At 35.4% G+C, this 25302-nt stretch carries 19 protein-coding genes and 1 tRNA gene; 13 read left to right on the forward strand and 7 right to left on the reverse strand.

The annotated features are described in order from the left end of the window. Positions 1-7: 7 nt before the first annotated feature. Positions 8-1351, reverse strand: a complete 1344-nt coding sequence (uhpC, locus tag RHTP_RS06015) for an MFS transporter family glucose-6-phosphate receptor UhpC (protein WP_138107224.1) — start codon at positions 1349-1351, stop codon at positions 8-10. A gap of 151 nt (positions 1352-1502) precedes the next feature. Between uhpC and RHTP_RS06020 the strand changes: the two genes are divergently transcribed. The 6 genes from RHTP_RS06020 to RHTP_RS06045 all read left to right on the forward strand — a co-directional run bounded on the left by RHTP_RS06020 (position 1503) and on the right by RHTP_RS06045 (position 10264). Then, positions 1503-2099 carry a hypothetical protein gene (locus RHTP_RS06020; protein WP_138107225.1) on the forward strand — a complete coding sequence of 199 codons (597 nt, stop codon included), beginning with the start codon at positions 1503-1505 and terminating at the stop codon, positions 2097-2099. Between the two features lie 203 nt (positions 2100-2302). Beyond that, entirely contained in the window at positions 2303-3970 is a 1668-nt protein-coding gene (locus RHTP_RS06025) for a peptide ABC transporter substrate-binding protein (protein ID WP_171005760.1), read from the forward strand. Between the two features lie 147 nt (positions 3971-4117). Then, positions 4118-5410 carry a histidine--tRNA ligase gene (hisS, locus tag RHTP_RS06030; protein ID WP_138107227.1) on the forward strand — a complete coding sequence of 431 codons (1293 nt, stop codon included), beginning with the start codon at positions 4118-4120 and terminating at the stop codon, positions 5408-5410. Beyond that, positions 5403-7193 (forward strand): aspartate--tRNA ligase, encoded by a 1791-nt coding sequence (aspS, locus tag RHTP_RS06035; RefSeq protein ID WP_138107228.1) that lies wholly within the window; start codon positions 5403-5405, stop codon positions 7191-7193. The genes hisS and aspS overlap by 8 nt, the downstream gene beginning before the upstream one ends. 51 nt (positions 7194-7244) lie before the next feature. Then, positions 7245-8006, forward strand: coding sequence for an FKBP-type peptidyl-prolyl cis-trans isomerase (locus RHTP_RS06040; protein ID WP_138107229.1), 762 nt, complete (start codon positions 7245-7247; stop codon positions 8004-8006). Positions 8007-8110: 104 nt separating this feature from the next. Further along, positions 8111-10264 (forward strand): cation:dicarboxylate symporter family transporter, encoded by a 2154-nt coding sequence (locus RHTP_RS06045; RefSeq protein ID WP_138107230.1) that lies wholly within the window; start codon positions 8111-8113, stop codon positions 10262-10264. 42 nt (positions 10265-10306) lie between these two features. Here RHTP_RS06045 and trxA read toward each other — a convergent pair whose 3' ends face one another. Beyond that, positions 10307-10639 carry a thioredoxin gene (gene trxA, locus RHTP_RS06050; protein WP_171005761.1) on the reverse strand — a complete coding sequence of 111 codons (333 nt, stop codon included), beginning with the start codon at positions 10637-10639 and terminating at the stop codon, positions 10307-10309. An 85-nt stretch (positions 10640-10724) separates the two neighbouring features. Between trxA and RHTP_RS08825 the strand changes: the two genes are divergently transcribed. Next, positions 10725-10809 (forward strand) — tRNA-Leu (locus tag RHTP_RS08825). Positions 10810-10812: 3 nt separating this feature from the next. On the opposite strand, the gene RHTP_RS06055 is transcribed toward RHTP_RS08825, so the two are convergent. From RHTP_RS06055 to RHTP_RS06075, 5 genes are read right to left on the reverse strand one after another with little or no spacing between them, the layout of a single operon-like run. Then, on the reverse strand, positions 10813-11487 hold the full coding sequence (locus tag RHTP_RS06055) for a lysophospholipid acyltransferase family protein (protein WP_138107232.1): 675 nt from the start codon (positions 11485-11487) through the stop codon (positions 10813-10815). Further along, on the reverse strand, positions 11484-12170 hold the full coding sequence (gene cmk, locus RHTP_RS06060; protein WP_138107233.1) for a (d)CMP kinase: 687 nt from the start codon (positions 12168-12170) through the stop codon (positions 11484-11486). The genes RHTP_RS06055 and cmk overlap by 4 nt, the downstream gene beginning before the upstream one ends. Positions 12171-12174: 4 nt before the next feature. Further along, positions 12175-13044 (reverse strand): phosphatidate cytidylyltransferase, encoded by an 870-nt coding sequence (locus RHTP_RS06065; RefSeq protein ID WP_138107234.1) that lies wholly within the window; start codon positions 13042-13044, stop codon positions 12175-12177. After that, on the reverse strand, positions 13041-13793 hold the full coding sequence (gene uppS, locus RHTP_RS06070; RefSeq protein ID WP_138107235.1) for an undecaprenyl pyrophosphate synthase: 753 nt from the start codon (positions 13791-13793) through the stop codon (positions 13041-13043). Before uppS ends, RHTP_RS06065 begins: the two co-directional genes overlap by 4 nt. Positions 13794-13799: 6 nt before the next feature. Then, complete coding sequence (locus tag RHTP_RS06075) at positions 13800-15095, reverse strand: adenylosuccinate synthase (RefSeq protein ID WP_138107236.1); 1296 nt, start codon at positions 15093-15095, stop codon at positions 13800-13802. A 274-nt stretch (positions 15096-15369) separates the two neighbouring features. Here RHTP_RS06075 and RHTP_RS06080 point away from each other — a divergent pair, with 274 nt between their 5' ends. The 6 genes from RHTP_RS06080 to secD all read left to right on the forward strand — a co-directional run bounded on the left by RHTP_RS06080 (position 15370) and on the right by secD (position 25302). Then, positions 15370-16380, forward strand: coding sequence for an RING finger protein (locus RHTP_RS06080; protein WP_138107237.1), 1011 nt, complete (start codon positions 15370-15372; stop codon positions 16378-16380). A 27-nt stretch (positions 16381-16407) separates the two neighbouring features. Beyond that, complete coding sequence (locus RHTP_RS06085; RefSeq protein ID WP_138107238.1) at positions 16408-17595, forward strand: hypothetical protein; 1188 nt, start codon at positions 16408-16410, stop codon at positions 17593-17595. Positions 17596-17641: 46 nt separating this feature from the next. After that, positions 17642-19165 carry a hypothetical protein gene (locus RHTP_RS06090; RefSeq protein ID WP_138107239.1) on the forward strand — a complete coding sequence of 508 codons (1524 nt, stop codon included), beginning with the start codon at positions 17642-17644 and terminating at the stop codon, positions 19163-19165. Positions 19166-19197: 32 nt separating this feature from the next. Beyond that, positions 19198-19680 (forward strand): hypothetical protein, encoded by a 483-nt coding sequence (locus RHTP_RS06095; protein ID WP_138107240.1) that lies wholly within the window; start codon positions 19198-19200, stop codon positions 19678-19680. Continuing rightward, positions 19646-20542 carry an RING finger protein gene (locus tag RHTP_RS06100; protein ID WP_138107241.1) on the forward strand — a complete coding sequence of 299 codons (897 nt, stop codon included), beginning with the start codon at positions 19646-19648 and terminating at the stop codon, positions 20540-20542. Before RHTP_RS06095 ends, RHTP_RS06100 begins: the two co-directional genes overlap by 35 nt. 230 nt (positions 20543-20772) lie before the next feature. After that, a complete protein-coding gene (gene secD / locus RHTP_RS06105) occupies positions 20773-25302 on the forward strand; it encodes a protein translocase subunit SecD (protein WP_138107242.1) in 4530 nt (1509 codons plus the stop codon).

Consider the following 25302-nt stretch of genomic DNA (forward strand, 5'->3'; position numbering starts at 1 on the left):
TTGCAGGCTATTTTTCAGTAGCTTGTACAGCTGGATGAGGAGTGCTTTTCATGCCCCATAAGGGAGCTAGTAAAATAGCAGCAATCACACCACAGGAACCTAATACAACAAAAAAGCCCTGCCAGCCCCAAATTTCAACTACTTTGGTAATCGGATAACCGGCTGCGGCTGCTCCTAAATACGCCCACCAGCCAGCAAACCCTGTTGCAGTCCCTGCGGCTTTTTTATGAGATAATTCAGCAGCAGACATCCCAATCAACATTTGCGGACCAAAAATTAAAAACCCAATGGTAAACATCAAGCCATAATCCAAAAAGAGCATGCCATGAGGAACCCAATACAAGCCTACAATTGCTAAAACAACCGCTAGGCTAAATAGTACATTAATGGGGCCTCGACGCCCTTGAAAGATTTTATCAGAAGCCCAACCAGCAACTAAACTACCAAAAATCCCTCCAGCCTCAAACCAAAACACACTACCACTTGCGCTAAGCATAGAATAACCTTTTGCTTTCATCAGAAAAAGAGCGCCAAAATCATTGACGGCTTGACGAATCACATAAACAAAAAAGTAAGAAATGGCAAGAACCCAAATATATTTATTGTTCAACACATACTTAAGTAAAATTTCTTTAGAAGAAAACTCTCTTTCTTCTTGATGTTTTGCAGAAGGGTAATCATTTTTATATTTTTCAATAGCAGGCAATCCTAAAGATTGAGGGGTATCTCTTAAGCGATTAATTAAAAATAAACCAATTCCAATACAAGTAAAACCAGGTACATACATTGCATAGCGCCAGCCCCACTTTTGTGCACAAAAAGCCGCAATAAGAGGAATAAGGGCTCCACCTACACTATGCGAAGTATTCCACAGACCCCACCAAGTTCCTCTCTCTTTTTGAGAATACCAGTGCGTAAGCAAACGAGCGCAAGGAGGCCAACCCCAACCTTGAAACCAACCATTACATCCCCAAAGCAAAGCAAATAACCACACAGAGGAAGAAAGACCAAATAACACATTAAATACGCCGGTTAGAATCAAACCGATAGCCATAAAAAATCTAGGATTGGAACGATCAGCAAGAACACCGCTTAAGAACTTACTGATTCCATATGTAATAGACAAAACACTAGTTAAAATACCCAAATCGCTAATCTGCAATCCTAATTGTTGCATCATAGCCGGCATAGCAAATGTAAGACTTTTACGGGTAAAATAGTAAAATATATAACCTATATACATTCCGTAAAAAATACGAAAACGCCAATATTTATAGCGCTCTTTAACCTCATTGGGATCTTGAATTTCAGGAGCATAAGGAGCTGGTCTTAAGATGTTCAGTACGCTCATATACAACTTTCTCCTATTAAAGTTTATAAAACAAAAAGCGTCTTAAGAAAATGAAACTATTATGTTTTTCCAGACTTCTTTTCTTGATTTATTTTTTTATATTCCTCATTAAAAGAAAAAGCTAGTATATGCTTTTCTTTAAAGGTTTATCATGAGTATTCCACCCAGTAATTCAGAACCCTATAAAAAAATCATTGTGAATCGCGTTGAACAAAATAAAAAATCAGATAATTCGTTCAATCAATTTCCCGCTGATTTAACATATCCTAACCCAGCTTCCATACTTGTTTGCTTTTTTAAGAAGTTTACCATGCACTTCTCTTTTAAAAACAAGATATCCACCAAAGCTTTAAAACAAGATCTCTTAGAATTAAAACAACTTTTTATTTTACTTTCTATAGAAGATCTTAGTCATCAATTAGAGTTCATACAAAAACTTTCGCTATTATGGCATAAAATCATCGAAGATTGCAACCCTATCTCTATTTCCCTATCAAAAGGCTCTGATTTTTTAAAAAAAATAGCAGACTTTATTCAAATAATTAATCACTTTCCTGCCAAGGAAGATCATTCGTTAGGCTATTATCTCCAAGAACATGTGGGTGAGAAATGGGTTCCTTTTCCTTTTATGGAGCTTTTACAAGAATTGCATACAGATTATCAAAAAACACAGGATAAGAGTTACTTAGCAGACTGGATTAAAATTTTATCTTTAATTGTAGATGAGTTGCCTTTAAATGCTCCTTGAAAAGACAAAAAACGATAAAATACTTTTAAATTTTTTTCTTTGTTGTTGTGGAATATGCTGTTTTATCTGAAAATACCTGATTAATAAAATTTACAATTAATCTTTTAAGGATTTTTTGAATGAGACACGAGAGATCAAGCAGAATTTTGCTATTTTTTTCTTGTATCCCTAAAAAATATTTTTTAAAAAATATACTCATTTTTGTGTTCATTACTACAATTGCGGCTATTTATAGCTCTTCCATGAAAGTTAAAGGCGGACTTCCTATTCTTAATTTAAATATGAAAGCACAACCTAAAACTTTAGACCCTCGCAAAGTGACAGATATTTTCTCTTCTCAAATGATCTTTTTGCTTCTTGAAGGCCTTGTTAAACGATATCCAGATGGATCTATTAAGCTTGCCCAAGCTGAATCCTACAAAGTATCAGATGATCAACTTATCTATACTTTTACTTTAAGAGACACATTCTGGTCTAATAACACTCCCGTGACTGCTTATGATTTTGAGCAAACCTGGAAAGATGCTCTCGATCCTCACTTTCCTTCAGTAAATGCCCAGCTATTTTTTCCCATTAAAAATGCAGAGGCTGCAAAAAAAGGTTTAATTTCATTAGACAAAGTAGGAATCAAGGCATCTGATGCAAAAACCCTTATCATCACTTTAGAAAAACCAACCACTTATCTTTTTCAATTATTCTCTTTTTGTGCATTTTTTCCTGTAAACATTAAAAATGATCGTCAAAATCCGAATTGGAGCGGTAATAATAAAGATCAATGTTTATCTAATGGTCCTTTTTTATTAGAAAAATGGGACCACGGAAACCAAATAATTTTTACGAAAAATTCTCATTATCGAAAAACAGAGGACCTTCATCCAGAAAAAATTGTATTTAATATCGTTGAAGATGATGCAGTGACATTAGAGATGTTTCAACAAGGCTCAATCGATATCATTGGAGATTCTCTAACTAATATTCCTTTAGAATCAATCCCTACTTTAGAAAAAAAATGGACTTTTTCTTACATGCCAAGGCCCCGTTCTGTATTTATTAGCATTAATACAGAAAGATTTCCTTTTAACAATCCTAAAGTTCGAAAAGCATTCAGTTTTGCTATTAATCGCCAGGAATTGATGGGCTTAATGGGTAAAGGTGTTAAGCAAAACATTCTAACGGATCGAATTAATCTAGCCTATCAAGGTGGATTATCCATCATGAATATCATTCCACCTTGCCTAAAAGAAAATCGCTGTCGTTCCTTTTTTTTGGATAATGACGCAGAAAAAGCAAGAGATTTATTGAAACAGGGAATGATAGAACTAGGAATCACTAAAAAGGACTTTGCCTCTGCTATTCTTAATTATCATTCCCAAAATTATGGAACAAGCGAATTAGTACAAGCTATTCAACAACAATGGTTACAAACTCTAGGGATTCTTATTAAGTTGGAACGCTTAGATTTTAGTATAGGCATAGATAAGATGAGAAATGGGAACTATTCTATGTGTTTTATGTGTTGGGACGCCATGTATTATGATCCGATGAGCATCTTGGAAAGATTTAAACATAAAACATATGCAACAAATTTTTCTAATTGGGAAAATCAAGAGTATATTGAACTACTTGATCGTTCTTTCTATGAACAAGAAGATAAACGATTGCTTACCTTAGAAAAAGCAGAAAAAATTTTTATTAATGAAATGCCCTATATTCCTTTATATCATGAAGACTATACATATATTATAAATCCAAGCTTACCTTTTAGTATCCCTTTATGGGGAGATCGAATGCTTCTCCCACTATCTTTGGAAGAAAAAGAAGTTCAAAAAGAAAATAAAAATGCCAATAAGCGAAAATCTTTTGGATCCTAAAAAAGGAATATATAAAATTTCTATTCCTTTTTTATATTAGAAAAGAAAGCTTCTTAAGTATCTTTATTTAAAATCACTTTACTCTTTAGCAACCCACAGTTTAGAATTCTTCTATCAAGCTTTAAGAACTTTGGGAAAGTATTTGATATGAAATACCCGATTGTAAAAGGAACTTTTGATATTCTGCCTCAAGAGACAAAAGAAGAAGACCTCTGGAAAGAATCTCATCGATGGACTTATATAGAGCAGATTTTGCGTGAAGAAGCTATAAAATATGGCTTCAGGGAAATTCGCACTCCAATTTTTGAGCGCACCGAGCTATTTGAGAGAGGTGTTGGAGAATCCTCTGATATCGTTTCAAAAGAGATGTACACTTTTTTAGATCGCAAAGGACGCTCTTTAAGCTTAAGACCGGAAGGAACAGCCCCTGTAGCACGCGCCTTTATTAGTAATCATCTGTATCAAACACCCGGTATTCATAAGTTTTTTTATATCGGATCTATGTTTCGCTATGAAAGGCCACAAGCGGGGCGCTATCGAGAGCTACATCAATTTGGAGTAGAAGCAATTGGTACAACGCATCCTTATCAAGATGTAGAGTTAATAGACCTAATGTATCAAATTTATCAGAGACTAGGTTTGAAAAATTTATCTATTTCTATTAATTCTGTTGGCGATAACTCATCTCGCATAGCTTACCAAGAAGCTTTGTTGACATATCTTACACCTTACAAAGATCAATTATCAGAAGATAGTCAGGTAAGGCTTAAAAAAAATGTCTTACGCATTTTAGATTCTAAACTAGATCAAGATCAGAAGATCTTGGAAAATGCGCCTTTAATTAGCGAGTACTTAAGTAAAGAAGCAAAAGAACATTTTCAAATAGTATTGGATGAATTAGATCAGCTAAAGATCCCTTATCAAGTAGAGCCAAAACTTGTTCGTGGATTGGATTACTATAGCAATACTGTATTTGAGATCACTTCAGAACAGCTAGGAACCCAAAATGCTGTTGGAGCTGGTGGACGCTATGATGGGTTGATAGCAGATTTAGGTGGTCCTGATTTACCAGCTACAGGATTTGCTATAGGAATAGAGCGCTTACTGCAAACGATGTTAAAACAAGAAGCTCACTTCCCAAGTCCTTTAAAGCCCGATCTTTTTTTGATTCCCATGAACAGCCAGGCTACTCAATTAGCCTTTAAACTGACAACACAACTTAAACATAAAAATATTGCTGCACAAATGGATTTAAGTGGTAAAAAAATTCAACATGGTTTGCAACTTGCAAATCTCATCCAAGCAACAGCTATTGCAGTGATTGGCGATGAGGAAATCAAATCAGGAAAAATCACTTGTAAGAAATTAGCAACGCGTGAATCTCACACTTTTTCCATTCAACATTTAATTGATAATCTTAAAGGCTGGCTTAATGTTTGACTATCGTAGAACACATACTTGTGGAGAATTAAGATCCTCTCATATAGGTAAAATCGTCACCTTATCCGGATGGATACATCGCAGGCGTGATCATGGAGGAATCATCTTCATTGATCTAAGAGACCGCTTTGGTTTAACTCAGCTTGTTTTTGATCCTAAAACCATTTCAGAAGAGCTGTTTTGTCAGGCATCGCGTTTACGTAGCGAATGGGTTATTTCTGTTAAAGGTCAAGTAATCGCACGCACTGAAAAAATGATTAACCATAAACTCTCTACAGGAGAGTTAGAAATCTATGTAAAAGAACTAGAGATCTTATCTTCTGCTAAAACACCTCCCTTTTCTATTTGTGATGAGGATATCGAAGTAAATGAAGAGCTTCGACTTAAATATCGTTATCTAGATATCAGAAGAGGATTAATTGCTCATAATTTATTACTGCGGCACCAAGTCATGTTAACCACTCGCAATTTTATGAGTGAGCAAGGATTTATCGAAATTTCAACACCCATTCTAGGGAAGTCCACTCCAGAAGGAGCCCGCGATTATCTTGTACCTTCTAGAATCTATCCGGGTAATTTTTATGCATTACCTCAATCACCTCAGCTATTCAAACAACTATTGATGATCTCCGGTATAGATCGCTATTTTCAAATTGCTCCTTGTTTTCGCGATGAAGACCTTCGTGCTGACAGGCAACCAGAATTTACACAAATCGACATGGAAATGAGTTTTGAGACACCAGAAGATATTATGGGTATTATTCAGGAATTAATGACTAAGGTCGTTCAAACCGCTTTACCTGATACTCCACCGATTTGCTTTCCTAAAATGAGTTATAAAGATTGCTTAGAAAATTATGGGACCGATCACCCTGACCTGCGCTTTAAAATGCCTCTTGTACGCCTTGACGATATCATAGAACAGAGTGAATTTACTATTCTACGCGAGCAGCTAACGCAAAAAGGTTGTATCAAAGCCCTTTTGGTAAAAAATGGAGCAGATTTATCACGCCGTGAAATAGAAACATATGCACAGTTTGTTTCTTTATTTGGCGTTAGCGGTTTAGCTTGGATGAAGTGTCAATCTGAAGGCTTAAGCTCGAATGTTACTAAGTTCTTTTCTCCTGATCTACTAACAGATTTAAAAAACCGTATGCAATGCGAGATAGGCGATTTGATTTTAATAGCAGGAGGAGAAGAGGCAAGAATTAACCAAGGCCTAGACCATCTCCGCAGAAAAATTGCAAAAGAAAGAAATTTAATAGATCCATCTGCCATGCATTTTGTTTGGGTAACCGATTTCCCTCTGCTTCGCTGGAATGCAGATGAAAGACGCATAGAAAGCGAGCATCACCCTTTTACCTCTCCTCACTCTGAAGATTTGGACATGCTAAATACAGACCCGTTAAAGGTCCGTGCCTTGGCTTATGACCTTGTCTTAAATGGGTATGAAATTGGAGGAGGGTCTCAGAGAATCCATAACAGTGAATTACAAAATAAAATATTTGAAATTCTCAATTTATCTAAAAGTGCTATTCAAGAAAAATTTGGCTTTTTTGTAGAAGCTCTGGAATATGGAACTCCTCCTCACCTAGGATTTGCTTTTGGATTGGATCGCATAGTAATGATTTTAGCAAAAACAGAAAATATTAGAGATGTGATTGCTTTTCCCAAGACACAAAAAGCTAGTGATTTAATGATGCAAGCTCCTGCAAAAGTAGAAAAAAAACAACTAAATGAATTAAAAGTTCAAATAGAACCTATTGAAATCATTTGGACATAAGATTTAAGATGAACAGCAAATACACTCATTTATGCTCCGAGGTAGCAGCCCATGAAGTCAAAAAAATATCTCTTATTAGCCTGTGCTCTATTTATGACACAAGCTGCCCCTTGTCAAGAAAGCCCTCCTGGTGAATTAGTTATTCATCACGATGAAATTGAAAAGCTTTCTCGAGCTTTTGGGCATTTGATCGGGAAAAACCTGATTCAACAAGACTTAGAAAAGAATGGTAAAGTCAAGCTTGATCTGGCACAGGTTATTAAAGGACTGCAAGAAGCTGCGGATGGGAAAGAATCCCCTATGACAGAAAATGAGTGTGTAGAAGCAATTGTTGCTGCCAAAGAACTAGCTTTCGAGCAAGAATCCAAAGAAAATTTAGAAAAAGCAGAAACCTTCCTTAAAAAAAATGCTGCAGATGCAGAAATAGTAAGCATAGAAAATGGCAAGGTTCAATATCGCATAGAGAAAACAGGCGCTGGTGAAGCAATACAGTCGCATTTTTCTCCTTTAGTACACTATAAAGGACAATTTCTCGATGGTTCTACTTTCAGTGATGCTAATGAAGAAGTGCTTTTTCTTGATGAAATTATTACAGGATTACGCTTAGGGTTAATTGGTATGAAAGAAGGAGAAAAACGCACTATCTATATTCACCCTGATTTTGCTTATAAGATGCATCACAATCTTCCTCCTAACTCTCTTTTGACTTTTGAAATAGAGGTGGTTCAAGCAAATGCTTCCTATGATTCTCTTTCTTCAAAAGAAAATATACATCCTATGGAAATCGCTGAGCCCAAAACAGATATACGTTAGGTCGTTAGTTTTTATAAAAAAATCCTAAAATCCAATTGCATAAATCTACCCATACTGCTCTGATATACAATAACGATCCATGACTAGATACTCCCATAGATTTTATGCGTTTATTTAAGATTTCTTTAGCTTTCCAAATGGCAATCGCCACAGTGTTTGGGATTCTTTTTGGCCTATTCCTGGGCGATTTATGTGATGTTTTTGCTTCTTATGCATCTGCATATATCAAACTCCTCAAAGTTACAGCTATCCCTTATTTAATTGGAGCTATCATCCACGGAGTAGGACAGCTAAGTTCTTCTCAAGGCAAATTAATTGTAAAACGAGGTGTCTTTTTTATTAGTTTAGCTTGGACCATTAACATTTTAATGGTTTATACGGTCTCTCATTTATTTCCACGTTCTAGTAGTCCTCAAACATCTGGTTATATATCTAGCGATACGCCTCATTTAAACTTTGCTGAATTGCTCATTCCCGATAATATTTTTTATGATCTAACCAATAACATTGTTCCAGCTATTGTAATTTTTTCTCTTCTGATTGGAATTGCATTGATCCATCTTAAAGAGAAAGATGTCATTATGAATGGTTTACAAAATTTAGTAAGTGCATTAACACGAATTACCGCTTGGATTGCTCGGATTACACCGATTGGAACTTTTTTAATTATAGCCAATCAAGTAGGTACCATCCAACTCTCTACCGTTAAGCAAGTCAGTACCTATGTAATTTTATACCTTTTAGGGACTTGTTCGATTATATTTTGGATTTTTCCCAGACTTACAAGCATGCTAACTTCTATTCCTGCTTATAAATGGCTACAACAAACTCTGCCTATCTTAGTACTTGCTTATACAACAAATGTAGTCATTGTTTGCTTGCCCTACATCATTGAATTACTCAAAAAGGAAACAGCTATTATTGATCCTACCGATGAGAAAGCTCAAACACAAATACAAGGAACTGTATCTGTTGTTTTTAATTTACCTTTAGGAGCTCTTTTCATTACCTTATTTGTATTTTTTATATCTATTTTCTATGGTTTGCCGTTAGGATTTTCTTCTCAAATCGAATTATTTGTAACTACCTTTTTGACAAATTTAGGCTCGGTTGGACTAGGTTCGTGGATTAATAGTTTAACCTTCATTCTAGATTCTTTAGGCCTACCGATTAATGCGATTAACTTGTACTTAACCACCCTCCCTTTTACCTCTGGATTTCAGTCCATGTTGTCTGCTATGCAAATTACTTCACTTTCTTTATTTATCACTCTTTCTTGTCGTAACATGCTGCTTTTTAGATGGAATAGAATCATTAGTAAAACTTTTTTTACCCTGCTTCCTATGGTTATCCTATTCCTTATTCTTAAATCTTTTAATCCACTACCAACTATTAAAAACGATGCTAAAAGCATCTATGAGTTAACAATTACCTCCACCATTCCTGTAAAGATCTATAAAACAATTCCTTCATCAAACCCTTTTGAAGGAGATGCTTTTGATCATATATTAACTACTAAAACCTTAAGAGTGGGTTATTATCCTAATGTAGCTCCCTTTTGTTTTTATAATGTAAACAACCATTTAGTCGGATACGACATGGCCTTTGCTTATGAATTAGCTTATGACCTTGGCTGTAAATTAGAATTAGTGCCTCTCTCTTATAATAATGTCATTTCCGATATAGAAGGAAAGAAATATGATATTGCCATGTCTGCATTAAGCATGAATGAAAAAAGACTAAGAAATCTTTCATTTGCCAAATCTTATCTAGATGCAAGATTAATTTTGGTTACAGAAGAAAAAATGCGAAAAAGATTTTCCTCTATGGAAAAAATTCTTAATACTCCAGATTTAAAAATTGCCGTGCTTAAAGGCTCTTCTTATGAACAAGTAGCTCATGAATTCTTTCCTGCTGATAGGATTATTTATTTGGATAACTTTGAAGAGTTCACTCTAAAAGGAAAACAGGCAGCTTTACTATGGGAAGAACAACAAGCTCTTGCATGGATTTTAAAGCATCGCAATTACCGTATTGTGATTCCAAGCCCTGCAATTGGAATAGATACTTTAGGTTATGCCATTAATGCAGATAGTCCTAAGTTTCTTAACTATCTCAACCAATGGTTAGAGTTAAAAAATAATCAAGGATTCACAGAAAAGCAATATGATCTTTGGGTTAAAGGCAAAACAGAAATTGCAGCTCCTCAAGAAAAACGCTGGTCTATTGTTCGAGATGTACTACATTGGATCAAATAGCTAAGGCAAGTAAAATACCTGCCTTAAAAAATAAAATTTAACTTATGCTTTCGCAAGAAATGTTTTTAGATCATCTGCTTCTATTAGACCAACAACTCGATCTACTTCCTTTCCATCCTTTAGTAAAACTAAAGTAGGAATAGAAGTAATCTCTAAACGAGCTGCTACTGTTTGAGCAGCATCAATGTTTATCTTGATAAAATTCACCTCTTTTACTTCTTTAGCAACCTCTTCTAGAATAGGAGTTAATTGTCGACAAGGACCACACCAATCAGCAAAAAAATCAATTAACATAGTTCCTTGTCTTGTTTCTTTATCAAAGTCGTCTTCCAATATTTCTTTTATGAATTCACTCATCTTGTTTATCTCCTTCATTATGGAATCTACCAGGTTAAATCGCACTCTGGTTTTTAATCTAGCTTAAACTAAAAATCTCTTTCCGATATACTATCTATCTTATGCGGTCATGGCGGAATTGGTAGACAAAGCTAGATTCAGGTTCTAGCCGGGGCAACTTGGTGGATGTTCGAGTCATCTTGATCGCATTTTTAAGGAGGATCCCCTTCAGCCCCCCCCTCATACCAGGTACGTAAATTTTGTATAGACTCAGCTAGACTTTCGGTAAGGGCTTTTTGTGCTTGTTTTTTATCAAGACCTTGAAATCTTTCATAAGAAATTGGACTGCCAAATATGCAAGCGGTTTTTCCCCACAATTTAGGGAGTTTCCTTTCTCGATTCCAAATAGAAAACGTTCCATGAATATAAGTAGGAATTACAGCTGTTTGAGAACGAAGGACTAAAAAAGCAACTCCAGATTTTAATTCCCCCAATCGATCTTCATAAGCTCTTGTTCCCTCTGGGAAAAGAATTACTTTTTTTCCAGATGCTAAAAGCTCTTGTATAACTTTAAATGCTCTAATGTTACTTGTATCCCCTTGCACTGGATGAGAGTTCAATTTTCGAATAAACGGACCAAATAGAGCAGGTTTAAATAAGCTCTCCCGTGCTAAAAAATGCACTTCTTCTGGCCAAGAAATGGCTAAAATGGGGGGATCGTAAAATGATGAGTGATTTGCTGCAATAATCGCAGATCCTTTGTATATGTGTTTTAATCCATATACTTTATGTCGATAAAGAACTTTAAAGAACAACCATGTGAAAAATATCACCATACGATAGAGAAAAGAAAGAGAATGGTCAGATGCCCAATTAGGTTTTATCATGGAATTTTTTCAGGATATTTTTCTGCAGTAAATTGAATAATTTGATCAACTACTTCATCTAAGCTTAATGTAGAGGTATCAATTCTATATGCATCTGGTGGACATTTTAAGGGAGCACTCAATCGATTAGAATCGTAATGATCTCTTTTTAATAAGTCCGCTAGCATGGATTGCTTAGCTAATTCTATTTCTTCTTTAGGATACTGGGCTAATAATTCAGCTAGACGTCTTTCTGCTCGGGTGCGCGGATCAGCTGTTAAAAAAATTTTAATTTCAGCTTGAGGGAAAACAACAGTTCCCAAATCCCTGCCTTCAAAAACAAAATCCCCTTGAGTAGCACATTGTCTTTGAATATCCAATAGCTTAGAGCGAACACAATCTATAGCAGATACTTCCGATACATGAGAAGTAACAAGATGAGATCGGATCTCTTCTGTTACATCTTGATCTCCTACAAAATATCTTTTATCGTGCTCTTTTGTTTCAATCTTAAAAGGAAATTGATCGACTAGCTTTTTAATCTCTTCTATTTGCTCAATTGCAATTTGAGATTTAAGAAAAAACCAAGTAAACGCTCGATACATAGCGCCCGTATCAAAATACGTAAAATGCAATCTTTTAGCTACTTGTCTTGAAACGCTTGTTTTGCCCGTTGCTGCAGGGCCATCAATAGTAATGATCATAATTTTAATGCATCCGCAAAAAGAAATATATAATAGGCGTAGTAAATAGTAAAGAATCTACCATATCTAAAACACCCCCCAGTCCAGGCAGAGCATTACTATCTTTTACAGCGGCATCTCTTTTTAAAAGAGATTCTGCTAAATCTCCAATTTGCCCTAATATTCCAATTAACATCCCAAGCCATACGGACTCTGAAAAAGAAAGATGAAACCATTCCGCTTGCATGTAAACAGCTAGTTTATGAATAGCTATACTTGCACAAACAGCACCAATAAATCCAGCGATTGCTCCCTCTACTGTTTTCTGAGGGCTTAAAGAAGGACACAATTTATTTTTTCCCCACAGTCTCCCTACAAAATAAGCGCCTACATCGGTAATTTTTGTGACAACAATCAAGTATAAAAGCCACCAACGCCCTTCCTGAGGAAACCCTTGATGGGGATTAGGATAAAGGACTCCTAAGAATAAGCTCAAAGGAACTGCTACATAAATAATTCCAAAAAATTCGATCGCAATTTCATTCAAAGCTCCTGCTGTTTTTTTAAAACGATGTATAAAAAAAGCAATAACGCCTAACGCTACAACTAAAATCGGCAGTTGAGGAAGATCCACAAAAACGAGCGATATATATAAAGCAATTACTTCCAAAATGGCTATAGCCATCATCAATCGCGTTGCTGGACGTCGTTTTTTAGCAATAGCTAACTGTGCATATTCCCAAACTCCAATAGCAGAAATTCCAGCTACAAAAAACATTAATAGAAGACTAACAAAAGGCAAAGGAGAAAAAATAATTAATGTGGCAACACAAATCCCTACTGAAATAGAGGTCATTAACCTAGTTCTTAAATCTGCCATTCTCTTTGTGGTCATAGGCCTCCAAATCGCCTTTGACGTTGTTGAAATTGATATAAAGCTTTTATTAGCTCTTTCTCAGAAAAATCTGGCCATAACACTTCTGTGTGATAAAATTCGCTATAAGAAAGCTGCCAAAGCAGAAAGTTGCTTTGTCTTTTTTCTCCACTTGTACGAATGAGAAGATCTGGATCAGGCCAGTAAGAAGTATCTAAATATTGAGCAATTAGTTGCTCATTAATTTCAGACCTGCTTAAACGCCCACTTTGAACATCCTCTACGATATTAACAAGAGCTCTTTTAATGTCATCTCTACCACCATAATTGATGGCTAGTACTAAATCAATTCGATTACAGTTTTCGGTTGCTTGCTTTACATCACATATAGTTTGATAAACATCTTTAGGTATTTTAGTAAGATCTCCAATTGTCTGCAATCGAACTTGTTCCTTAATCATTTTAAAACAAAATCTACGCAAATAAATTTTACATAGATACATTAAACTATCTACTTCTTGCTGCGATCTTTGCCAATTTTCCGTGGAAAAAGCGTAAACGGTTAATACTTTTATATCCCATTTAATTGCAGCGGTTACAATGTCAATAATCGTTTTAGCACCTTGCCAATGCCCCATCATAGCAGGCAGGCCATTTTTTTTAGCCCATCTCCTATTTCCATCCATGATGATTGCAACATGGTTTGGAAGCATATTTTTATCTAGAACTAAAGGATCTTCCAAAGAGCTTGGAGCGTTTAATGTCTGCATAGTAAATTATTTTTTAAAGAATTGCTGTAAAAAAAGAGTGCTCTTTCGATCAGGGCCCACTGAGACCATACTAATGGGCACATCTATTAATTCTGAAATTCGCTTAAGATAATAAACAGCTTTTTCTGGAAGCTTCTCATAAGAGGACACTTGAGAGGTTTCTTTTCTCCACCCTTCTAGAACTTCATATATAGGCTCAACTCGCGCTAGATCTTCAATTAAAGCAGGAGGGGATTCCAAAATAACCCCATCTAAGCGATAGTGCGTACAAATTTTAATCTCATCCAATGTATCTAAAATATCCAATTTGGTTAAAGCCATTGAGTCAAGCCCATTTAACCTTGCAGAATAACGAACTAGACAAGCATCAAACCAACCCATACGCCTTGCTCTTCCTGTTGTTGTCCCTATTTCACGCGCTTTAGATGCAACAAACATTTTCTGTTCTTCCTTTGTAAAAGCAGTCGGCAGAGGCCCTTCCCCTACACGCGTTGTATATGTTTTTACTACACCAAGAACATGATCGATTCTTGTTGGACCAATTCCCGCCCCTGCAGCAACACCAGCTGCAATCGTGTTAGAGGAAGTTACATAAGGATAAGAGCCAAAATTGTTATCTAAAAGAGTACCCTGAGCTCCTTCAAATAACACTTTTTTTCCCTTTTTGAGAGCTTCAGCAATCCATTCTTCAACAGGAGCTACAAAAGATTTCAATTTGGCAGCTAGTTGATGACACTCCTCTAATAAGGAATCTAATAACAGCGGCTCTTGTTGAAAAATGCTCTGCAATTCTTGATTTTTTGAAAAAAGAGCGGTTTGTAGCCTTTTTCTTAAAATATCTGGTCGCACAAATTCTGCTAATCGAATCCCTATTCTGCTAGATCGATCCGCATAACAAGGCCCAATCCCTTTCTCTGTAGTTCCAATAGCTTGGTCTTTCTTCTGCTTTTCATACAACTTGTCTAGTAGTTTATGATAAGGGAAAATCACATGCGCATAATTAGACAACCACAACCTATCTGTAAAATCAATCCCTTCTTTTCTTAAACAGTCCACCTCTTCTAAAAAAGAACTTGGATCAATCACAGTACCGCCTGTGATCAAACACTGTGTATTAGGATGTAAAATACCCGATGGAATTAAATGAAATCGAAGTTCTTTAGCATCTATTAAAATAGTATGTCCTGCATTGTTTCCTCCTTGAGCTCTAACGACAAAGTCAGCTGATTTTGCCAATATATCAGTGATTTTCCCCTTCCCTTCATCTCCCCACTGAGCCCCTACAACAATAATGCTAGACATATTTCAAAACCTTCTAAGTCGCAATTGTATATTTTTAATAAAAAGAAGAGTGTAACAAAAGCTTGATTTGAATCGATGGTTTTTCTGTAAAAACATGCCTCTCGTCAATAGCCTGATAGGAACAGCTCTATTTCTCAAAAATGGTATTTTTTAACAGTTATTTGCACCCTTAGAATAGGGATTAGTATTTTTTTCGACTTTTCTAAAAGAATTGCTTTTTATTCATTTAAAATTTAAACTTTTATCTCCTTATTTAACTTCTTAGGAGATCAGTATGAGTAGTTCTATAGGAATTGCAACCAAATGCGTAACAACATTTCTTGATTTCCTCCATGTTGTACAAGCTGTAGATGAATACAGTGAATCTGAATCATCTATTTTACAAACTGCAAATGTCGCTAATCGATTAGCATTATTTGGATTTTCAGCGACAGAAATAAAAAAATTAACCTGTAATCCAAGCGATAATCACGCTCTTGCTTGTCTAAAAAATTCAGAGCTTACAAGTAGATATGTAAATCTTCTTATTCAAGTTTTCAAAGGTCCAAAACGCTCTGGAGAGATAGAAACCGAACTACAGTTCCTTGAAAGAGCGGTAATCCTTCCTATATCGGATATCATAAGAGTATCAGCAGAAAAATCTACCTATGAAATAAAATACTGCCTAAATGATGCTTTTGAAACAACTCCCACATCTTCTATAGATAGTTCTTTAAAATCTACACTAGAGCAAAAAGGGAAACTCAAAGAACTAGAAAGTCGAATTAACACTGCTTTTAAGATGAAAATGGTCTTTGAATTTGGTTTAATCAATTCAGCAGGGCAATTATATAGAAGTTTCTATGAAAATATCTATGCAAGAGCATTTGGACATTTATTCCTAAATCGACAATATGATGATCCACAAGAAATAGCAGAAGCAGTTATAAATTCTTTTCCTATTCCTCCGGCTTTCCATGATGATCTGATATTACGAAGGTATATTTGTCCTATTACACTCGAACCGATTCGTTATCCTGTGGAAGACCCTACTACTCATCACCGTCAACAAGAACTAAATAATCCTACTTTGTATGAAAGATCAGCTATTGTAAATAGTTTAATGGTCAGATCTTTATCTCCGATAACAAGGGAGCCATTGACAGCTGATCAGCTGATTGACCGCCCAGACATACAATTTATTATTGAAGATAGGCTTAGAGAGCACAGTTCTAAACTATGGCAGTATCTCGAAACAAGTCCTCTTTTGCAACAACAATTACAAGTCGAAACAAGCAACCCTTAACATTTATAGAAAAATAGAGGAAAAGATATGAGCATCCCATCCATAGATCAAGTATCTGGAGCTTTTAACGTAGTAGGTCAATCTCTAAAATATGTTTTTGATTTAATCCCCTCCGCATATCGCACCTTTTCAGGATGGCATCAAATCAATAAAATTTATGAAGACCCTAATATGAGCACAACAAAAAAAACAGCTTCTATTTTATTAGCTGGAATAAATATGAGCACTGAATCACAGATATTAGCTCATAAGGTTAGTATTCTACCAAGAGAAAACTTACAACGATTAGCAAGCATTGCCATTCTTACACGAGGGGGAATGGATGCTCTCCACGCATTTGAAAATCCAAATATATGGGATTGGGAAATAGCTGTCTCTGGTGCAAAATATACACTTAAAATGCAGCAAATAGCACATAACAGAGAGGAATTGAATACCGCTGTCAATATTATGGAAACCGCTGAAATATTGTATACTCATAGAAAAATGGCCTTATCTGCATTAAAAAAACTTCATAGAAAAATTTCATATACTTCACAAATTACTAGAAATGCTCTACAAACTCGATCTGCTATGAATAGTCAACAAACAAATATCCCAACAGAAATTGTTCAAAACGCTCAAGAAGCTACAAATAGCCAATCAATGAATGCACAAAAGTTTTATCAAGATCTACTAGAGAGATATAAAAAAACTCTTCAAGGAGAATGTAGCGACTTCGAAATACTAAATTTATTAAACCAACACATTCATGAACTATTGCAAACTGTAAGAAGCAAGCTAAGAGAATGCAAAACCATTATAGACGAAGAAGATATCACTCATTTCGATACAATCCCCTTTCTTTTGCATGGAGAAGCCGTTTTCCAAAAAAGAATGTGTAGAATCTCTGGCAAACCTATTCGTAAAGTGGTGGTTGTACGAGCATCAAATAACAGCAAACCCATCTATTACGAATGGAAAAATTTACAGCATGCTTTAGAAGATGGCATATGCCCTCCTAGATGGCCTGCATCTCTTCCATTCGGTCCTGAATCCACCATAATCGATATAGAAGAGACAAGAGAAGTGGTAAATGAGCTTAAAAAGGCCTCATCAAATCCTCAATTCAAGAAAGATGCTCAAGAAAAATATCTCGATTATAAAATGCAAAAAAAAGCACTAGAAGAAGCTCTCAAACTTCTTAAAGTTGATTTAGCACAAGCTAAGGCCTAATACAAATATAAAAATATTTATAAAAAAATAATAGATAGAAAAAAATATGGCGCAAATCATTCTTACATCAGCTGCTTGGTATGCTCTTCCTAAGGGAATAGACTACTTAACATCTAGACCCTCTAGCCTTGAATCAAGGGTTAGTCGTGTTCGAGCAAGACTTTTTATTTATAAATCTACTCTAAGCGAACTTGCTAACACAAATCCTCTTATTAAAAACCTTAGAGGTACGGTATCTATATATTGCTCCAATATGTGGCTTGCTATATTAATCGCGCCTATTTTTCAAAAAATCATACCTGTTAAAGGCTTGGATTATATATTTTGGCGAGTATTTACCTGTCATATGTTATTTGCTTGCAAGCTTAGCAAGCCTAATTGCATAAAATTCATGAGTAGTGATGCTGCATTAGAATATATGACAAGCCTATGGGGATTAAGGTGTATCAATATCCTTTCTTCTTTAGATTTTACTAAAGTTCGCACATTACGTTTCATAAGAAGCCTTCTGCCAGAATGTTTAGCTAGCGATCAACTTATATCTATCTTAGACAAGAGACTACGACACTTAGATGCCTACGATTTGTTAAGGGCTACAAATTTATCAGTACGTTTGGAAGAAGGTACTATTAGATCTGAAGTTGATGGACGTTATGACACCTCTTTAATTCCCTTAGATAGGGTACAACTTTACGATCAATCTGCAGCAGATGAGTTATTTGATAGCATATTCAGTGCTGCAGCAAGAACGATCAACATAGCAACAAATGAAGGAATAAGAGCAAATGAATTAGAAGGTGCACTTAGCATGAATTTCCTAGATAGTATGTTGATTCAAATAGGAATGAGCATCATAGATCGTATAAAATCGCGCAGGCATTATATCGCAAATATGCAATCAGTCCTTCAAGAATTACCTAACTATGCTGAGGATATATATGATACTGATCCGATTCTCAATCAAATCCAATGCCCTATTTCATTGAGAGCTATTCGAAGAACAATTACAGATCCGACCAATGAAAAAACGGTTTATGACTATGAGAGTTTTAAAATTTGGCTTGAACATAGCAGAACCTCCCCTATTACAAGAGAAGAAATTCCTGAAAACTTTGATGTAAAATATGAGGGAGGGAGTCGATATGATTCCATATTGAGATATCGAAAAGCCCTCTTGCAATCAGGAGAATTACAAAACTCAGAAGAAGAAGAATTTATCGCTAATCTTAAACAAATCTTCGAAGAAATTTGCACTCTAAATAAGGCATCTGACATAAAAACCGCTTCAGAAATGGTTCGTGACTTTTTTCAAAAGGGAGTTTTAGATGCATATGACATTTCCTACCTTAATACTTTAGATTCTTGTGAGGCTTGTAAGAGAAGACATAACCAAGATCTAAATGATAGAAAAGAGGAAACTTTCCAAAGCATCTCTCTTCAAGAAATCGATCAATCTCGTTTTATAATAAATGAACTTAATCTAGAAATAGAAAAAATTAAAACAAAAAAAGAAGAGTTAATTGAAGCTTTTGCAAACCCAACTCCTGAAGCAAGCTCATCTTTACATTAACTATAATCAATAATCGCTAAGGAATGAAAAAAATGACTCAAATAATTCTTGCATCAGCCTCTTGGTATGCTATTCCTAAAGGAGTTGAATACTTAACATCAGAACCCTCTAATCTCGAATCAAGGGTTGATCGTGTTCGAGCAAGATTTTTTGCCTTTAAATCTGCTCTACAAGGATTTAATTACCCAACTAGACTTAAACTCGCTTTTAAAACAACTTCGATCATAGTTTCTCACATGTGGCTTGCTACATTAATTACACCAGGATTGGCAAAGGTTATAGGGTTTAAAGATAGTTATTCATACGGATTTTTAAAGATGGCTGTTTGTTATGCTCTATTTAGCAGTAGATTTATCCTGATAAAATTCATAAATAGCAACCGGGGGCTAGATTTTATTATGAGTGAACTAGGATTTAAGCTTGCAAGCACCGAACCTGTTCTGCGTTTGATCAATCAACATATGAGAATATCTCGTTTAGGTGCCCAATCAGGAGTTATTAGATGTCTTAAATAGAAAACTGGAGTACTCAGCTGCTCAAGAATTATTCCATGCTGTACCTAGTAACCCTCCATTTCCTCTTTTTAGCATTACAGAAAAGATCAAGTTCTGGAAACTTTTAGAAGAAAAAGCAACCGACTCTATTAGTTTTCATTTACCGCAATACCGTGAAAGCATACAAGATACCGATCCAATCCTCTGTAAGGTTCAATGTCCCATTTCAGGAAGGGCTCCTCGCAGCGTAATTACAGATCCTATAGATCGTAAAACTGTTTATGATCGCAATACATTTGAAACCTATCTCAAATGCTATGATATTTCTCCTTCTACAAGAGAAAAAATACCTGAAGGATTTAATCTGGGTAATGAGGGAGGAAGTCGATATGATTCCATATTGAGATATCGAAAAACTCTTTTACAATCGAAAGAATTACAAAACCCAGAAGAATTTATTGCTAATCTTAAACAAATCTTCGAAGAAATTTACACGCTAAATGATGCTAACGGCATAAAAGATGCTTCAGAAGCAGTTTGTGACTTTTTTAAAAAAGGTGTTTTACAAGCATATGATGTTAGTTATTTTAAAACAGACCCAAATACAATAGAGACCCTTCTTGAAAAGAATAAAGATTATCCTCATGGAGTAGAACATATTAAAAAAGGGATAAAATTTCATAGCTATGAAGTCCATAGAAAACAACATAATCAAGATCAATATAATGACAACATGGGCTATATACCTTTACGTTCTAAAAAAGGATTTGTAGAAGTTTCTATTGAAGATTTTGAACAATATCCCTTTATCGTGAGCGAGCTTAATCTAGAAATAAAAAAAATAAAAGCAGAAGGGCAAGAGTTAATTCAAGTCTTTTCATAAATTTAAGCAATCTCTTATTAAAATTTTAAATAATATACAAGACTTAAAGCTTCTTGAAGCTTAGGTAAAAATGCTTAAAAACCACCTATATTTTAAAATAAAGTCTTTTGAGCTCATCTTTAAACTTAAGGAGCTTTAGCTATCATAAAAAAATTCTTTAATAGACAGAATCGAACACTATCCGTATTCTAAATCTGTTAAAATCTTTTAGATCTCAATTGGGAATTTACATGAAAAAGCAAAAAAAATGGCAGTTATATCTAATCTTTGTTGTTATTGCTCTTACCGTATACAATATATTGCCTACTGTTTTTTATTATACTAAACCTTTAAATCAACCTATCGAAGGAAAAAAAGCAGAGCAAATAGCTGTCTCTATCTCTGAAAGAGTCAATCGACTTGAGGAAGAAGCAGAAAAATGGCTGTATTCCTTTTGCAATCTGATTGAAGTAAAACCACAAGCAGTAGCTCTTGATGCTCGGCAACCCCAGCTCATTACTGTTTCTTTTAAAAATACAGAAGAAGCCAACCTATTTCGCAATTATTTGCCTAGAGCTGGTCAACTTATTCCTTTTTTACCCGCACAGCTATTTTTACATGAAGATACCGATATAAATAGCAGAACGGTTATTGTACAAAGACGTATTCCTATCCATTTTGATACGCATACCTATTATCAATTCTCCCACAAGTTGGACTCTTTAGGAAAACCAACCCCCTTTTATGAAGAAATTGTCCAAGACCGTGCTCTACAAATAGCCTCTTCTATTGCCGGCTCTACACAAAATGCTCTTTACCTACAAAATGCTTTAAAACAAACAGGAGTGGTCCAAGAAGATCAGTTTGTACAAATTGCTAAAAATATTCTTAGCTTTACCAATGTATATGGGGAAAGCTCTTTAATCACTAAGCGCTACTTTGCTAGCTTTACTCAATGTAACTTAGACGATCGCTATAGTTTTATGCAAAACTGGATTCAAAGCTTAGATTCTCTACAGACAAAATTCTTAAAAGAAAAAGAGCAGCTGCAAAATAAAGGTATACAAGCGGAAAAAACAGCTATATTTTTAACTACTTTAGAACAGCAAAGACTTGAATCCTTAAATGATAAAACGCAAGCTCTTAAACAAGCTATCCAAGTCATCAAAAAACATCTTGATCTATTTGTTACAGCTAAAAGTCCTTTATCGTATGAAGCATTGCAAAAAGATTTAAAACAGCAAATAACAACTGATAACATTCAAACAATTGTTCTAGAAGGATTTAATCCTTTTATTAAAAGTGTTTCTGTTGATTGGAATCAGGAAAAAATCTTTTTAGACCTTTATGAAGATGTAGAAACACTCAGAGAAAAAAGCCTACAGCCTTCTTATTTAGCGGATCAAGCAGATCAGTTGATGTACAATGAAATCGCTTTCATTGCAAGATCATCAGATGAGGTGATTTCTCCTTTTCAAGGCCGTTTTGAAATCACATTAAATCAATTAGCTGATAGCAAAAGCTTTCTTGCTATGAACCTAGGCCAAATTGCGCACAAAATGTCTTCCCAAATTAAAGAAACGCTTTTACGCTTTTGGTACCCCATTCACCCTGATTTGCAACGCAACGCGTTGCCTATTTATGACTACGAAACTTACCAAGCCCTTCCGCCTGCAGAGAAAAAACTAGCTCTAGTTGTCTATGCGCCAGCTAGCTATGATACAGCTCCTGTACCAGGATTTCGCACCCATTCTATTTATGTAATCGCTAAGGGCATGGATAAAATTTTATCCCGTTTACAGAGCGAGAGCCAGTCCGCTCAAACCAACCAATTTATTCAAGATTTTAATCAGCTCCGTGAAATTTTGCAAAAGAGCGGTTTTGTAGATTATTCTACAGCAGGTTATGCCTTTGATCCTGAATTTAGTCAGGATCTGATTTTTGAACAGGAGAATTACTATCAAACCCTACTGAAATCAACAAGAGAAAATTTTAAAGTTTCTGGCACAAAACGTTTTGCCCTATTAGAGTTTACTAATCTTGAGCAAAGGCTACTTACTGAAAATAAAATTCTCAACCAAATGCACGAAGACCTACTTAAATGGCGAGACGATTATTTTGCTGCCCAAAATCAAGCCAGAGGCGTTACTAAATACGATGTACCAAAACCTGTTCATAACATTTATTGGAATAATTTCTGCTTAAGCTTAAAAAAATATTTCAGAGGTGATGATCGTAAGATTTTACACTGGGGCTTAGATCTCTCAGGTGGTAAAACCGTTCAACTAGAGCTCGTTGATCATAACGGAAAAACAGTAGTAGACCCGATAGATATCAAACAAGGAATCAATGAGCTATATGCTCGTATAAACAAAATGGGCGTATCAGAGGTAAATATTCGCCAAGAAGGCAATACTATTGCACTAGATTTTCCCGGCGCACAAGGGTTATCGGCTAGTGATCTTGTAAAATCCTCTACGATGTATTTTCAAATAGTTAACGAAAAGTTTAGCTCGAATAACACAGAATTAGCTGATGCTACGCAAAAATTTTTACAAGAAATTTGGAATGAAGCTGTAGTTACCAACTGTAAAGATATTGAAGATATCCATCTCATTGCAAGCAAACATTTATATGGTGATTCTCTGGACTCAGAATTAGTACAACCTCGTTCTGAAGCCGCTAAAACACTTTATGAAAATGGATTGCGTTTTGCTCTTAGCGGCTCTATAAACAGCAGCTTTAATGAGACCTATTCTAAAATTGCTATGCTTAGGGGAAGCGACTTTACCAGCTGGAATGGACAAACTCATCCTTTACTTATTGTGTTTCGCAACTTTGCTTTAGAAGGTTCTAATTTAGAAGATATTCATGCCTCTTATGATCCTTCAAAAGGAAATTTCCTTGCATTTTCCGTTAAAGGCGCCTTCACAGATAAATCAGGAATTAAGCAATATCCCCGAGATAATCTGCTGGCTTGGACCTCTCAGTTCTCTAAAGAAAAAATTCAAGGCACGGCTAAAGAAACTTTTTCTGCAGGAAGAGGCTGGCGCATGGCTGTTATTCTCAATGGTTCTGTAATTAGCTCCCCTACTTTGGATTCAGAGCTAAAAGATAGCGGAATGATTACTGGAAGCTTTACTCAAAGAGAAATTAGCCAATTAGAAGCTGATCTTAAAGCAGGTTCTTTAAGTTTCACGCCTCATATCCTGGCTGAGAAAAATGTGTCTCCAGAGCTAGGGGCTAAAGAGAGAATGCAAGGTATTATTGCAACCATGCTTGCCTTATCCCTTGTTATAGCAGCTATGGTAAGTTACTACCGCTTTGGTGGAATGATTGCTTCAATCGCTGTGATTTTTAACCTATTGATTTTATGGGCTACATTGCAAAACCTACAAGCAACTTTAAGTTTAGCTGGAATTGCAGGGATTATTTTAACAGTTGGTATGGCAGTTGATGCAAACGTCTTAGTCTTTGAAAGGATTCGTGAAGAGTTTCAGGCAACAGGTCGTATTGCTATGGCTATTCATGCAGGCTATCGCAAAGCCTTTTCTGCAATTCTAGATTCTAATGTCACTACAATTATTGCAGCTTTAGTTCTACTGAATTTTGATTCAGGACCTATTAAAGCTTTTGCTGTTACCATGATTATTGGAATCCTCTCTTCCATGTTCACTGCACTTTTCATGACACGCTTCTTCTTCTCTAAATGGGTAGAGAATCCAAATCACAAAAAATTGAACATGTTAAATTGGTTTAAAATAAAAGACTTCAATTTTTTTAAATATGCAAAACCCGCATTATTTCTTTCTTTTTGCGTGATTCTCATTGGCTCTTTTATGCTAGTTACTCAACGCAATACCATTTTTGGTATGGATTTTAGAGGAGGTTATGCGCTTACCGTTGAACTAACTCCTCATACAGAAAACAATTATCGGCAATCTATAGAAAAAGCTCTTATACATGCCGGTGCTACAAATAATGAAGTACAGATAAGAGAGCTTACTCCAAATAATCAGGTTCGTATCTTTTTAAGTAGGAGCTTACAGGAAGAGGGTCATCCTTTTGCAAATCTGCCTCTTGAATACACCTTAAAAGAATCTAATTACCCTTATCAAACCAACCCAAAAATTGTATGGGTTGTGCAATCATTAGAAAAATCAGGGCTTTCATTAACCCCTTCTAGCCTGCAAAGCTTAAATAAGCAATGGACAGAGGTAAGTGGGCAACTATCCGACACAATGCGTAATAATGCTTTGATTGGAATTAGTATCGCCATGCTATGTATTCTTATATACATTACTATCCGCTTTGAGTTTAATTATGCAATTAGCGCTATTCTATGTTTAGCCCACGATCTATTCTTTACTTTAGCAGCTATTGCCATCTTACATAAGTTACATGTTCCCATTCAAATTGATCTGAATACAATTGCAGCGCTTATGACCATTATTGGATACTCTTTGAATGATACAATTATCGTTTTCGATAGAATTCGAGAAGATATGCAATTTATGCGTAAAATGAGCTTAATTGACATCATGAATCACTCCTTGAATGTAACTTTGAGCAGAACCCTCATGACATCAGGAACCACCTTACTTGTACTAGTTCCTCTGTTATTTTTAGGAGGATCTACTTTGTTTGGATTTTCTTTAGTTATGGTTATTGGTGTTATTTTTGGAACTCTATCATCATTGTTCATTGCAGCCCCTCTGATGAAGTTTTTTTACGAATGGGAATTACAGAAATTAAGCAAAATGAAATTAAATGAGCGATAG

It is taken from the genome of Candidatus Rhabdochlamydia sp. T3358, assembly GCF_901000775.1.
Taxonomy (GTDB): Bacteria; Chlamydiota; Chlamydiia; order Chlamydiales; family Rhabdochlamydiaceae; genus Rhabdochlamydia.

Excerpts from the sequence above, each read along its gene's own strand:
- secD (WP_138107242.1), top strand. The coding sequence starts at position 20,773 with ATGAAAAAGCAAAAAAAATGGCAGTTATATCTAATCTTTGTTGTTATT.
- hisS (WP_138107227.1), top strand. The coding sequence starts at position 4,118 with ATGAAATACCCGATTGTAAAAGGAACTTTTGATATTCTGCCTCAAGAG.
- RHTP_RS06080 (WP_138107237.1), top strand. The coding sequence starts at position 15,370 with ATGAGTAGTTCTATAGGAATTGCAACCAAATGCGTAACAACATTTCTT.
- uppS (WP_138107235.1), bottom strand. The coding sequence starts at position 13,793 with ATGCAGACATTAAACGCTCCAAGCTCTTTGGAAGATCCTTTAGTTCTA.
- RHTP_RS06075 (WP_138107236.1), bottom strand. The coding sequence starts at position 15,095 with ATGTCTAGCATTATTGTTGTAGGGGCTCAGTGGGGAGATGAAGGGAAG.
- RHTP_RS06045 (WP_138107230.1), top strand. The coding sequence starts at position 8,111 with ATGCGTTTATTTAAGATTTCTTTAGCTTTCCAAATGGCAATCGCCACA.
- RHTP_RS06020 (WP_138107225.1), top strand. The coding sequence starts at position 1,503 with ATGAGTATTCCACCCAGTAATTCAGAACCCTATAAAAAAATCATTGTG.
- trxA (WP_171005761.1), bottom strand. The coding sequence starts at position 10,639 with ATGAAGGAGATAAACAAGATGAGTGAATTCATAAAAGAAATATTGGAA.
- uhpC (WP_138107224.1), bottom strand. The coding sequence starts at position 1,351 with ATGAGCGTACTGAACATCTTAAGACCAGCTCCTTATGCTCCTGAAATT.
- aspS (WP_138107228.1), top strand. The coding sequence starts at position 5,403 with ATGTTTGACTATCGTAGAACACATACTTGTGGAGAATTAAGATCCTCT.
- RHTP_RS06095 (WP_138107240.1), top strand. The coding sequence starts at position 19,198 with ATGACTCAAATAATTCTTGCATCAGCCTCTTGGTATGCTATTCCTAAA.
- RHTP_RS06090 (WP_138107239.1), top strand. The coding sequence starts at position 17,642 with ATGGCGCAAATCATTCTTACATCAGCTGCTTGGTATGCTCTTCCTAAG.
- cmk (WP_138107233.1), bottom strand. The coding sequence starts at position 12,170 with ATGATCATTACTATTGATGGCCCTGCAGCAACGGGCAAAACAAGCGTT.
- RHTP_RS06085 (WP_138107238.1), top strand. The coding sequence starts at position 16,408 with ATGAGCATCCCATCCATAGATCAAGTATCTGGAGCTTTTAACGTAGTA.
- RHTP_RS06040 (WP_138107229.1), top strand. The coding sequence starts at position 7,245 with ATGAAGTCAAAAAAATATCTCTTATTAGCCTGTGCTCTATTTATGACA.
- RHTP_RS06055 (WP_138107232.1), bottom strand. The coding sequence starts at position 11,487 with ATGATAAAACCTAATTGGGCATCTGACCATTCTCTTTCTTTTCTCTAT.
- RHTP_RS06065 (WP_138107234.1), bottom strand. The coding sequence starts at position 13,044 with ATGACCACAAAGAGAATGGCAGATTTAAGAACTAGGTTAATGACCTCT.